Source organism: Vibrio sp. RE88 (genome assembly GCF_013113835.1).
Classification (GTDB): domain Bacteria; phylum Pseudomonadota; class Gammaproteobacteria; order Enterobacterales; family Vibrionaceae; genus Vibrio.
In genome coordinates this window covers 1-11,737 of sequence record NZ_VTYQ01000005.1, presented here as the reverse complement: position 1 = coordinate 11,737, position 11,737 = coordinate 1, and the positions used below count along the sequence as shown (strand labels likewise).

The following is an 11,737-nucleotide window of genomic DNA, read 5'->3' as shown; positions in this document are numbered from 1 at the left end:
TTAAATTAAGCCCTTGGGGGTGACATCTTGATTTCATATTTATGCCGATTAGATCACCCTAATTGACATTTAAGTGTGTAACAAAGCAGCACAATTGCATCTGTTCTACCAAATGATCACAAGCAAACGTTTTACTGTGAGTTAACATCACTGAACAGCAAATGTGAGATTGAGCGTTTACTCAACAAAGAAAGGAAACATAACCTCCCCTTGTTGGAGTGTTAACGCATTTTGGGAGGACACAGAAACAAAAAAGGTTAGCCAATTGGCTAACCTTCTTCTCAACAATAAATACTATTTAATGTCGATGTGGTCGAAACCTTTGATCAGATCATCCAGCGCTTTCATTTGCGCCAGGAAAGGTTCCAGCTTGTCTAAAGGCAACGCAGATGGACCATCACATTTTGCTTGGTCAGGATTCGGATGCGCTTCAATAAACAGACCCGCAATACCAGTTGCCAGACCCGCTTTTGCCAATTCAACAGTCTGCTCACGACGACCGCCAGATGCAGCACCTGAAGGGTCACGCATTTGCAGTGAATGGGTCACATCAAAGATGATTGGGCTGCCTTTTGATGCTTTCTTCATCACACCAAAACCCAGCATATCAACCACTAGGTTATCGTAACCATGACAAGAGCCACGCTCACATAGAATGATGTTGTCATTGCCACACTCGCTGAATTTATCAACGATGTTACCCACTTGACCTGGGCTCATGAACTGCGGTTTCTTAACGTTAATCACAGCGCCTGTTTTTGCCATCGCTTCAACAAGGTCAGTTTGACGAGCCAAAAATGCAGGTAGCTGAATCACGTCAACCACGTCAGCAACAGGCTGTGCCTGAGCTTCTGTGTGTACATCAGTGATAATTTTTACACCAAACGTATCTTTCAGCTCTTGGAAGATTTTCATACCTTCTTCTAGACCTGGGCCACGGTATGAGTGAACAGAACTGCGGTTCGCTTTATCGAATGACGCTTTGAACACGTAAGGGATGCCAAGCTTTTCCGTCACTTTGACATAGTGCTCACAGATCTGCATAGCCAGATCACGAGATTCAAGAACATTCATACCCGCAAACAACGTAAACGGTTTGTCGTTAGCTACAGGGATATCACCAACGTGAACGATTTTCTGTTCCATTTTTTTCTCTCTATTTCTTTATGTATGCCAACCTGTAGCTGGACTTAGTGAAGTGTCACCTGAGTTTCACTCATGGCGTTTACTTGATTCTTTAATAACTCAGCGGCCGGATCATCAGGGCACTGGTCAATAAAATATTGATAGTCGCTCAACGCTACCTGATGGCAGTCTAGCTGCTGGTAGATAAAACCACGATCGCGAATTTCATACGGATCGTCAGGCACAAACGTAAGCGCCAAATCGGTACATTTCAAAGCCAAAGTATAGCGCTCTTCACGAAGTAAAGCGCTCTTGAGCAATGCAAGCCAGCGACCGATAACCGTTGGATTATCGACAGACTTAAGATGTTCAGGTTCCAAAGTCGCAAGAGGGCCGCTGTGCCCAATTAGCCACGCACCCAGTACATGCTTGGAAACATACTCACCATTGAATGGATTAATAAACTGTGGACTCTCACCATACCATTCCAGCTTCAGCAAAAACTGGCTTGGAAAGGTCACACCACTGATTGGAAAACCTAACTTGCGCCCAAGGTACAGCAACAGTGCCCCCAAGCTCACCGGAATGCCTTTGCGACGCTCCAAGACTTTATCAATGAAAGCATTGGACGAATCGTAGTAGGCTTCCTGATCACCAGTGAATCCCCACTCGTGATAAAAGAGGCGCAGCAAAGCGTCGAAACGCTGCTTTTCGTCGATCTCTTGGCTTAATCTCAACTCAGCTTCTTTTAGTAATCGATGCAGTTCTTTCTCTGCCCACTGGTCATTGGTCGACGGGTTGATCGCTTTGTTTAAGATCAGCGCCCCTTCTGCCAGTTCAATAGCATCAAAATCTTCATCAAATAACTCAAGCATGAATATTACCTAGTACGCCTTAACCTAAAAATAATGGTGCTTTACTTACAGCTACCTTACCTGCCATCGCTAACCAACCTAGCGCGCCAAAGAAGGAGAATGTACGTAGTAGCTTGTTTTTACCCAACTTAAGAGCAAAGAAGCCCAGTGCGATGTACGCCAGCACACAGGTAATTTTTTCTGTCAGCCAAGGGGCTGCAGCAGTAAAAGGAATAAAGCCAGTGATAAAAATCAGACCAATACCCGACAACAGTAAACATGTGTCATTGATGTGAGGGAAAACTTTGAAAAACTTCTTCTCTAGCAGTTTGGAATTGGCCATCATCATCGCATAGCGCACAGACAATAAAGTGGCACTGATTGCTATCGTTAACAGATGAAAGTGCTTTAAACCTTCGTACATAATTATCTCTCTTGCTTCTCTGGAGAAAATTGACCTATGGTTACGCGGTCGTTTTCGCCGTAGTCTTTATAAGTTGTAATGTTTTGGTATCCCAGTGAGCCCAGAATCTCTCTCACTGCCACACCTTGATCGTAACCGTGCTCAAACATCAACCAGCCATCACACTGCAGAAAGCTCAGTGCCTGACTCGAAATGTGCTTGATATCAGCCAACCCGTTGTCTTTCGCCACTAAAGCGCTCAACGGTTCAAATCGCACATCTCCTTGCGTCAGATGCGGGTCATGCTCTTCAATATAAGGAGGGTTTGATACTATCAGAGCAAACTTTGTACCAGTTCCTACCGGTTCAAACCAGCTGCCCGATAAAAATTGTGCATTGCGAATACCCAGATGCTCGGCATTAGACTCAGCGAGCTGTTTGGCTTCTTGCTTGAGATCGATACCCCAAACTTGACGGTTTGGTAGCTCTGAAGCAATGGCGAGTGCAATCGCGCCAGTTCCAGTGCCTAAATCTAGAATATCACCCTGATTTTCAACCGCTTTCTCTAAAGCAATTTCAACCAAACGCTCTGTATCTGGACGTGGAATAAGTGTGCTTGGTGCCACTTTCAATGGCAGTGACCAGAACTCACGTTCACCGGTAATGTAAGCGACAGGTTCACCATTGATGCGACGCTGTAAGTTCGCTTCAAAGGCCAAGATTGCTTCTGAATCTATGATTTTGTCAGGCCACGTCAGCAGAAAGGAGCGAGGCTTGTTGAGGGTGTGGCAAAGCAATACCGCGGCATCAAGAGAGGGCGAATCACTGCCACTCTCTTGAAGCTTGTTTACGGCACTCTTTAGTGTGTATTCGACACTGTGTGGTGCAGTCATTGATTAGTTGTTCTCAGCCAGCGCCGCTAATTGGTCAGCTTGATGCTCTTGGATAACAGGATCAACTAGACTTGCTAAATCCCCTTCCATCACTTCATTGAGACGATAGATAGTCAGGTTGATACGGTGGTCGGAGACACGGCCTTGCGGGTAGTTGTAGGTACGGATACGGTCACTACGATCACCTGAACCTAACAGGTTACGACGAGTATCTGACTCTTCCGCAGCACGTTTAGCTTCTTCGGCCTGAATAATACGTGCCGCCAGTACTGACATCGCTTTCGCTTTGTTTTTGTGCTGAGAACGCTCATCCTGACACTCAACAACCGTACCTGTTGGTAAGTGAGTAATACGAATTGCAGAATCCGTGGTGTTAACGTGCTGACCACCAGCACCCGACGCACGGAAGGTATCAATTTTCAGGTCTGCCGCTTTGATTTCTGGGATTTCCGCTTCTGGGATCTCAGCCATAATAGCGACAGTACATGCAGAAGTATGTACACGACCTTGTGATTCGGTCGCTGGGACACGCTGAACACGGTGACCACCTGATTCAAACTTGAGCACACCATAAGCGCCATCACCAGAAACTTTTGCGATCATTTCTTTGTAACCGCCATGTTCTGCTTCATTAGAAGACATGACTTCAACACGCCAACCTTTCTTCTCAGCAAACTTGCTGTACATGCGGAATAAGTCGCCAGCAAAAATACCAGCTTCATCACCACCCGCACCCGCGCGAATTTCTAGGAAACAGTTGCGATCATCGTTAGGATCTTTTGGTAGCAGCAGAATCTGTAGCTCGTCGTTAAGACGCTCGATGGTTTCCTGCGCTTCTTTGATCTCTTCCTGAGCCATCTCACGCATTTCAGCGTCATCTTCCTTAGCCATTTCTTCAGCCGCGACTAGGTCTTCCTGTGCTTGCTGGTAAGCTTGGAAACACTTTGTCACTTCCTCTAGCTGAGAGTACTCTTTTGACAAGGCGCGGAATTTATCTTGGTCGCCGATCACGTCAGGATCGCCAAGCAGGTGTTGAACTTCTTCGTATCGTTCAACCAGTGTTTCTAGCTTAGTTAGAATCGAGGCTTTCATAGTTTTCTTAACTCAGGGTTCGATAGATTGGCCGTTTTCACGTCCAATAAAATTAGGAGTCTTCTAGACCCAAACTTTGTCTTAATGTGGCGAGCTTAGCCGGCTCACCTTGTTCTGCAGCACTTTGCAATGCTCGGGTCGGTGCATGAATCAGCTTGTTAGTGAGCTTATTACTTAGCTCCAGCAATACTTTTTCCGGGTCAGTCCCCGCAGCCAGAGACTGCAGACTTTTATTCAGTAGATCTTCTCTGATGTCATTGGCCGATTTTCGATAATCTCGAATACTGTCGACGGCTTGAAGAGAACGTAGCCATGACATGAATGTGGCACTTTCTTCACTGACGATCGCTTCCGCTTGTATGGCTTCAACTTTTCGCTGCTCCATATTGCTTTCGACAATCGACTGCAGGTCATCTACAGAGTAGAGATACGCATCATCAAGCTCAGCCACTTGCGATTCAATATCACGAGGTACTGCAATATCCACCAACAAAATAGGTTGATGACGGCGGGCTTTCAGCGCACTTTCCACCATCCCTTTACCAATGATTGGCAGTGGGCTGGCCGTGGAGCTTATCACAATATCAGCGCGAGGAAGATGATCAGGTATTTCTGGCAAGCCAATGATTTGGGCACCAAACTGCTCAGCGAGTGGCAATGCACGCTCTCTGGTGCGGTTGGCAACAATCATTTTGCTGCAACCATTGCTTGCTAGGTGTTTCGCCACTAGCTCAATCGTCTCACCAGCACCAACCAAAAGCACCGTAGAATCTTCAAGTGACTCAAAAATGTGCTTGGCCAATGTACAGGCCGCGTAAGCAACAGAAACGGCGTTGCCACCAATATCCGTTTCGGTACGGACACGTTTTGCAACAGAAAAAGTCTTCTGAAATAGCTTTTCCATCGCGGTATCGACCGACTTATGTTCACGAGAGTCTGAATAAGCCTGCTTAACCTGCCCTAAAATCTGCGGTTCACCAAGCACCAGAGAATCCAAGCCGCAGGATACACGCATCAGGTGACGTATAGCCGCCTGCTCTTCGTGTACATACAAACTGGGTTTCAGGTCTTCAGGGCTCACCTGATGAAACTGAGCGAGCCAATCCACCACTTTGCTTTTACCGGAAGATTTGACGTCACAGTAGATTTCAGTGCGGTTGCAGGTTGAAATGATCACACTGCCATTGACATGAGGGTTATCGCCCAGTTGCTTAAGTGCTTGAGGTAACTTCTCCGGTCCGAATGCGACTTTCTCTCGCAACTCTACCGAAGCCGTATTGTGGTTAATACCTATAGCAAGCAAAGACATGTAATCAGGGTTCTCGTTTTCAGCGAATGAACAAATAAGGACGGAATTTTACTTGATGGCCCGATTTAATTAAAGGGTATTCGGGATATGTTTTCATGACTTCGTGATTTCAATGATATAGTGTAGCGCAAGACAAGGACTCAAATGGATAAATAACCAACAATGACGACCTATTTTCGTCCCTTCTTTATCTTTCTGTTCAGTAGTTTAATTCTTTCGGGATGTGCAACTCTTGACATCAGCACCACCAATGTCGAGTGGCAAACACACCAACAACGCCTGAACAGTATCAGCCAATACCAAGCCAACGGAAAACTGGGCTACATTTCACCACAGCAGCGCCAGTCACTCAATTTTCAGTGGAAACACAGCCCAGATTTCCGCCAGCTTAGGCTCACCACTTTTATTGGTCAAACGGCACTGAACCTGAAAATTACGCCAAGTGGTGCTTCAGTAGAAACGTATGAAGACGAAACCTACACTTCGCACGATGCCCAATCACTGATTTATCGCCTCACAGGGCTCACCCTACCTGTCGAGCAACTTAATAACTGGTTCTTAGGCAGTCCAATAGACGCTGATACGTACCGACTCAATGACACCAACACCCTGGCCTCATTGACTAAGCAGGTAAATGGACAAATATGGCAACTCGATTATCTTAACTATCAAGATATCCAGTATCAGGGCAGCGCTTTACCATTGCCACAGAAGCTCAAGCTGAAACAAGGCGACATTTCAATCAACATCGTTATATCCAAATGGAATCTTGATCAATGATCAGCGAAACAACGCATTGGCCTTCACCGGCAAAATTGAACCTTTTCTTATACATCACAGGTCGCCGCGACAACGGTTATCACGAATTACAAACCTTATTCCAGTTTGTAGACCATGGTGACACTCTCACCATTACCGCCAATCAGAGTGGTGAAATTCACTTAACACCCGATCTGCCGGGCGTAACTGTTGAAGATAACCTGATTTGGCAAGCCGCGATGGCACTGAAAGCGAAAACAGGCTGTTCATACGGTGCCCATATAGAATTAAACAAAATATTGCCAATGGGCGGAGGCATCGGTGGTGGTTCATCAAACGCTGCCACAGTATTAGTCGCCTTGAATCACCTTTGGCAGACTAAACTGACTGAGCAACAGCTTGCCGAGATTGGATTGAAGCTTGGTGCAGACGTACCTGTCTTCGCACAAGGTTTTGCCGCGTTTGCTGAAGGTGTCGGTGAAGAGCTCACCAAAGCAGAGCCGGAAGAAAAGTGGTATTTGGTCGTTAGACCGGATGTAGCCATCGCAACGGCAGATATTTTCACACATCCAGACTTAACCCGAAACACACCAAAACGTGACCTGGCAACACTTCTTGACAGCCATTACGTAAACGATTGCGAAAAAATTGTTCGAATGCTGTACCCAGAGGTTGATAAGCAACTTTCATGGCTGCTACAATACGCGCCGTCAAGACTGACAGGGACCGGATCCTGCGTTTTTGCTGAGTTTTCGAGCCAAAATGAGGCCAACAAGGTTCTTGAACAATTACCTGACAATGTCTCTGCTTTTGTGGCTAAAGGGAAAAATATTTCTCCTTTATACGAGACACTGGCTAAGTATCGCTTAGCCCACAATATATCTATCTAAATACTGGACGCAACCCCGAGGTTTCCACCGTGCCTGATATGAAGCTATTTGCTGGTAACGCTACACCTGAACTAGCCCAACGTATTGCTGATCGTCTATACATCTCTCTTGGTGATGCTACTGTTTCTCGTTTTTCTGATGGCGAAGTCGCTGTACAAATCAACGAAAACGTACGTGGTAGTGATGTTTTCATCATCCAATCTACCTGCGCACCAACTAACGACAACCTAATGGAACTTGTAGTGATGATTGACGCAATGCGCCGCGCTTCAGCGGGCCGTATTACAGCAGTTATCCCTTACTTTGGTTACGCTCGCCAAGACCGTCGTGTACGTTCAGCGCGTGTGCCAATCACAGCAAAAGTTGTTGCTGACTTCCTTTCTAACGTTGGCGTTGACCGCGTCCTAACCATTGACCTACACGCAGAGCAAATCCAGGGTTTCTTCGACGTCCCTGTAGATAACATCTTCGGTACACCAGTTCTTCTGGATGATATGGAAGCGCGTGGTCTTGAAAATCCAGTTGTTGTTTCTCCAGATCTTGGCGGTGTTGTACGTGCTCGTGCAACGGCTAAGGCACTAGGTGACATCGACATCGCTATCGTTGATAAGCGTCGCCCACGTGCGAACGTTTCCGAAGTGATGAACTTGATTGGTGATGTAGAAGGCCGTGATTGTGTGATCGTTGATGACATGATCGATACTGGCGGTACTCTGTGTAAAGCAGCTGAAGCGCTTAAAGAGCGCGGCGCTAAGCGAGTCTTTGCTTACGCAACTCACGCTGTATTCTCTGGCAACGCTGCGCATAACATCAAGAACTCAGTACTGGACCAAGTCATCGTGACAGACTCCATCACTCAGTCAAAAGAAATGCAGGCAACGGGTAAAGTGACTACGCTAAGCTTGTCTCGTATGCTGGCTGAAGCAATTCGTCGTATTAGCAACGAAGAGTCTATCTCAGCAATGTTCAACTAATCTTGGATTAGATAAGAATGACTTAAAAACACCCCACTTTGGGGTGTTTTTTTATGGTAACAAACTGGCAGTCAATCCACACCTCGCCCGAGGTAAGAATTCTGTGCTATCATACTGCGCTTTTTGAGATTCCAAGAGAGATCCTAACCTTGAGTCAACAGATCAAACTTCTTGTCGGCCTTGCCAATCCTGGGCCTGAATATGCCAGAACCCGCCATAACGCGGGGGCTTGGGTAGTAGAAGAACTGGCACGCGTTCATAACATCACACTGAAAAACGAAGCGAAGTTTTTTGGCCTGACTGGACGCATCATGATGAACGGTCAAGATCTCCGCTTGCTTATCCCAACGACCTTTATGAATCTCTCTGGTAAATCCATTGCCGCACTGGCGAAGTTTTACCAGATTAAACCAGAAGAGATCATGGTCGCACACGATGAGCTAGACTTACCTCCCGGTGTCGCCAAATTTAAGAAAGGCGGCGGCCACGGCGGGCACAATGGTCTACGTGACACAATTAGTAAGCTTGGTAATTGCAAAGATTTCTATCGTCTGAGGATCGGTATTGGCCATCCGGGACACAAAGATAAAGTAGCGGGATTTGTTCTAGGTAAAGCGCCTGCCAAAGAGCAAGAGTTACTTGATGCAGCGGCTGATGAATCCGTACGCTGCCTAGACATCCTAATAAAGGATGGCTTATCGAAAGCGCAAAACCGTCTACACACGTTCAAAGCAGAATAAGGTTAATATCATGGGTTTTAAATGTGGCATCGTTGGTCTACCAAACGTAGGTAAGTCAACTCTGTTTAACGCACTAACTAAAGCAGGTATCGAAGCGGCCAACTTCCCGTTCTGTACTATCGAGCCAAATACTGGTGTTGTACCTGTACCCGATCTGCGCTTAGACGCACTGGCGAAGATCGTTAACCCACAGAAAGTCCTGCCAACAACGATGGAATTCGTTGACATTGCAGGTCTGGTTGCAGGTGCATCGAAAGGTGAAGGTCTAGGTAACAAATTCCTAGCGAACATCCGCGAAACTGATGCGATTGGCCACGTAGTGCGCTGTTTTGAGAACGAAAACATTGTTCACGTAGCTGGTAAAGTGTCTCCTATTGAAGACATTGAAGTTATCAACCTTGAGCTTGCCATGGCGGATTTAGATTCTTGTGAACGTGCAATTCAACGTAACAATAAGAAGGCCAAAGGTGGTGATAAAGACGCTAAATTTGAGCTGACTGTTCTTGAGAAGCTGCTTCCTGTTCTGACTGAAGGTGGCATGGCTCGCACTGTTGAACTGGCAAAAGAAGAGCTGGCAGCGATTGGTTACCTGAACTTCTTAACCCTCAAACCAACAATGTACATTGCCAACGTCAACGAAGATGGCTTTGAAAATAACCCATACCTAGACGCAGTACGTGAGTTTGCAGCCAAAGAAAACAACGTTGTTGTACCAGTCTGTGCTGCCATTGAATCTGAGCTATCTGAACTGGATGATGAAGATCGTGAAGAGTTCCTAGCAGACATGGGGATTGAAGAACCAGGTCTGAACCGCGTGATCCGCTCAGGTTACGAACTTCTGACGCTACACACTTACTTCACTGCAGGTGTTAAAGAAGTTCGAGCATGGACAATTCCAGTTGGAGCAACAGCGCCACAAGCAGCAGGTAAGATCCACACTGACTTTGAAAAAGGTTTTATCCGAGCTGAAGTCGTTGGTTACGATGATTTCATCGAATTCAACGGTGAAAGTGGTGCAAAAGATGCAGGTAAGTGGCGTTTAGAAGGTAAAGAATACATCGTGAAAGATGGTGATGTTGTTCACTTCCGCTTTAACGTATAATTTCTTCGCAAGTCATTGACTTTCAAAGCCAGCATTCGTGCTGGCTTTGTTGTTTTTGGATCTTTGGCGATTAAATTAAGTTGGCTAATGGATAACATTTTGTTGTCACTTTTCGATGATTAACACGCCTCTTTGTTTAAAAAGAAACCGAACAGTTGATTTATCCCGATTTATTCAAAAAAACTATTGACGGCTTTGCTGCAACTTCGCATAATGCGCGCCGTTCCCGACGATAAGGTCAATTATCTGAAAGAACAAAACATGGTATGGCTACGTAGCTCAGCTGGTTAGAGCACATCACTCATAATGATGGGGTCACAGGTTCGAATCCCGTCGTAGCCACCATTCCTAAAGACTTTTACGAAAGTATTTAGGAATAGATGCGGAAGTGGCGGAATTGGTAGACGCACCAGATTTAGGTTCTGGCGCCGCAAGGTGTGAGAGTTCAAGTCTCTCCTTCCGCACCATGTTTTGATAGCTTTTGCTATCACCTGCAGGTCTATCGCCAAGCGGTAAGGCAGCGGCTTTTGATGCCGCCATTCCCTGGTTCGAATCCAGGTAGACCTGCCATTTATTTAAAGTGTTAGGCCTTTTGGAAAAAGGGCTTGTCACTAAGAGCGCGAAGGTTTATATTGTCTCGCTCACGAGTGGCTACGTAGCTCAGCTGGTTAGAGCACATCACTCATAATGATGGGGTCACAGGTTCAAATCCCGTCGTAGCAATCCCGTCGTAGCCACCATTAATTTAGATTGCTAGCTCAGGCTAACAGTCCTGTAGATTCAAGACGCGGAAGTGGCGGAATTGGTAGACGCACCAGATTTAGGTTCTGGCGCCGCAAGGTGTGAGAGTTCAAGTCTCTCCTTCCGCACCATCTTGATATAATCTACACAAACAATTTATGCGGAAGTGGCGGAATTGGTAGACGCACCAGATTTAGGTTCTGGCGCCGCAAGGTGTGAGAGTTCAAGTCTCTCCTTCCGCACCATAAATTGAATAGTCTTTTGACTATGCCTGCAGGTCTATCGCCAAGCGGTAAGGCAGCGGCTTTTGATGCCGCCATTCCCTGGTTCGAATCCAGGTAGACCTGCCATATTCAACGTTATTGAGACTTTACCAATTGTCTTGGTAACTACAGATTAAGTTGCGGAAGTGGCGGAATTGGTAGACGCACCAGATTTAGGTTCTGGCGCCGCAAGGTGTGAGAGTTCAAGTCTCTCCTTCCGCACCATTATCTAGATAGCTTTTGCTATCACCCCGTAGGTCTATCGCCAAGCGGTAAGGCAGCGGCTTTTGATGCCGCCATTCCCTGGTTCGAATCCAGGTAGACCTGCCATATTCAATGTTATTGAGACTTTACCAATTGTCTTGGTAACTACGATTAAGTTGCGGAAGTGGCGGAATTGGTAGACGCACCAGATTTAGGTTCTGGCGCCGCAAGGTGTGAGAGTTCAAGTCTCTCCTTCCGCACCATACTTAATCACTTGGCTACGTAGCTCAGCTGGTTAGAGCACATCACTCATAATGATGGGGTCACAGGTTCGAATCCCGTCGTAGCCACCATTAATTTAGATTGCTAGCTCAGGCTAACAGTCCTG

Annotated in this window: 11 protein-coding genes and 11 tRNA genes; 16 read left to right on the top strand and 6 right to left on the bottom strand. The window is 46.3% G+C overall.

Going from position 1 to position 11,737, the window contains the following annotated elements:
- Positions 1–294 precede the first annotated feature (294 nt).
- Genes kdsA through hemA form a run of 6 tightly spaced genes read right to left on the bottom strand, consistent with a single transcriptional unit; the run spans position 295 to position 5,676 of the window.
- Positions 295–1,146 carry a 3-deoxy-8-phosphooctulonate synthase gene (kdsA, locus tag F0265_RS12505; RefSeq protein ID WP_006963097.1) on the bottom strand — a complete coding sequence of 284 codons (852 nt, stop codon included), beginning with the start codon at positions 1,144–1,146 and terminating at the stop codon, positions 295–297.
- A gap of 44 nt (positions 1,147–1,190) precedes the next feature.
- Positions 1,191–2,000: a SirB1 family protein gene (locus F0265_RS12500; RefSeq protein ID WP_038510120.1), complete on the bottom strand. Its 810-nt coding sequence runs from the start codon at positions 1,998–2,000 to the stop codon at positions 1,191–1,193.
- 19 nt (positions 2,001–2,019) lie between these two features.
- Positions 2,020–2,403 carry a SirB2 family protein gene (locus F0265_RS12495; RefSeq protein WP_006963099.1) on the bottom strand — a complete coding sequence of 128 codons (384 nt, stop codon included), beginning with the start codon at positions 2,401–2,403 and terminating at the stop codon, positions 2,020–2,022.
- Positions 2,404–2,405: 2 nt separating this feature from the next.
- Positions 2,406–3,275, bottom strand: a complete 870-nt coding sequence (prmC, locus tag F0265_RS12490) for a peptide chain release factor N(5)-glutamine methyltransferase (RefSeq protein ID WP_171749152.1) — start codon at positions 3,273–3,275, stop codon at positions 2,406–2,408.
- A gap of 3 nt (positions 3,276–3,278) precedes the next feature.
- On the bottom strand, positions 3,279–4,367 hold the full coding sequence (prfA, locus tag F0265_RS12485; RefSeq protein WP_006963101.1) for a peptide chain release factor 1: 1,089 nt from the start codon (positions 4,365–4,367) through the stop codon (positions 3,279–3,281).
- Between the two features lie 52 nt (positions 4,368–4,419).
- Positions 4,420–5,676, bottom strand: coding sequence for a glutamyl-tRNA reductase (gene hemA, locus F0265_RS12480; RefSeq protein WP_006963102.1), 1,257 nt, complete (start codon positions 5,674–5,676; stop codon positions 4,420–4,422).
- Between the two features lie 162 nt (positions 5,677–5,838).
- On the opposite strand from hemA, the gene lolB reads away from it, so the two are divergent.
- From lolB to F0265_RS12400, 16 genes are all read left to right on the top strand, one after another.
- Positions 5,839–6,456, top strand: coding sequence for a lipoprotein insertase outer membrane protein LolB (gene lolB, locus F0265_RS12475; protein ID WP_171749151.1), 618 nt, complete (start codon positions 5,839–5,841; stop codon positions 6,454–6,456).
- The gene (gene ispE, locus F0265_RS12470; protein ID WP_171749150.1) at positions 6,453–7,325 is read left to right on the top strand and encodes a 4-(cytidine 5'-diphospho)-2-C-methyl-D-erythritol kinase; all 873 of its coding nucleotides are present in this window, start codon (positions 6,453–6,455) and stop codon (positions 7,323–7,325) included. Before lolB ends, ispE begins: the two co-directional genes overlap by 4 nt.
- Positions 7,326–7,354: 29 nt before the next feature.
- Positions 7,355–8,299 carry a ribose-phosphate pyrophosphokinase gene (locus F0265_RS12465; protein ID WP_006963105.1) on the top strand — a complete coding sequence of 315 codons (945 nt, stop codon included), beginning with the start codon at positions 7,355–7,357 and terminating at the stop codon, positions 8,297–8,299.
- 149 nt (positions 8,300–8,448) lie between these two features.
- Positions 8,449–9,039 (top strand): aminoacyl-tRNA hydrolase, encoded by a 591-nt coding sequence (gene pth / locus F0265_RS12460; RefSeq protein ID WP_008075196.1) that lies wholly within the window; start codon positions 8,449–8,451, stop codon positions 9,037–9,039.
- Between the two features lie 10 nt (positions 9,040–9,049).
- Positions 9,050–10,141, top strand: a complete 1,092-nt coding sequence (ychF, locus tag F0265_RS12455) for a redox-regulated ATPase YchF (protein WP_006963107.1) — start codon at positions 9,050–9,052, stop codon at positions 10,139–10,141.
- Positions 10,142–10,409: 268 nt separating this feature from the next.
- Positions 10,410–10,486: transfer RNA gene (locus tag F0265_RS12450), tRNA-Met, on the top strand.
- 37 nt (positions 10,487–10,523) lie between these two features.
- A tRNA-Leu gene (locus F0265_RS12445) sits at positions 10,524–10,608 on the top strand.
- A 28-nt stretch (positions 10,609–10,636) separates the two neighbouring features.
- Positions 10,637–10,711: transfer RNA gene (locus F0265_RS12440), tRNA-Gln, on the top strand.
- Positions 10,712–10,790: 79 nt separating this feature from the next.
- A tRNA-Met gene (locus F0265_RS12435) sits at positions 10,791–10,881 on the top strand.
- Positions 10,882–10,928: 47 nt separating this feature from the next.
- Positions 10,929–11,013, top strand: a tRNA-Leu gene (locus F0265_RS12430).
- A 29-nt stretch (positions 11,014–11,042) separates the two neighbouring features.
- Positions 11,043–11,127 (top strand) — tRNA-Leu (locus tag F0265_RS12425).
- A 30-nt stretch (positions 11,128–11,157) separates the two neighbouring features.
- Positions 11,158–11,232, top strand: a tRNA-Gln gene (locus tag F0265_RS12420).
- A gap of 53 nt (positions 11,233–11,285) precedes the next feature.
- Positions 11,286–11,370, top strand: a tRNA-Leu gene (locus tag F0265_RS12415).
- A 30-nt stretch (positions 11,371–11,400) separates the two neighbouring features.
- Positions 11,401–11,475: transfer RNA gene (locus tag F0265_RS12410), tRNA-Gln, on the top strand.
- A 52-nt stretch (positions 11,476–11,527) separates the two neighbouring features.
- Positions 11,528–11,612 (top strand) — tRNA-Leu (locus tag F0265_RS12405).
- 13 nt (positions 11,613–11,625) lie between these two features.
- A tRNA-Met gene (locus F0265_RS12400) sits at positions 11,626–11,702 on the top strand.
- The last annotated feature ends 35 nt before the right edge of the window (positions 11,703–11,737 follow it).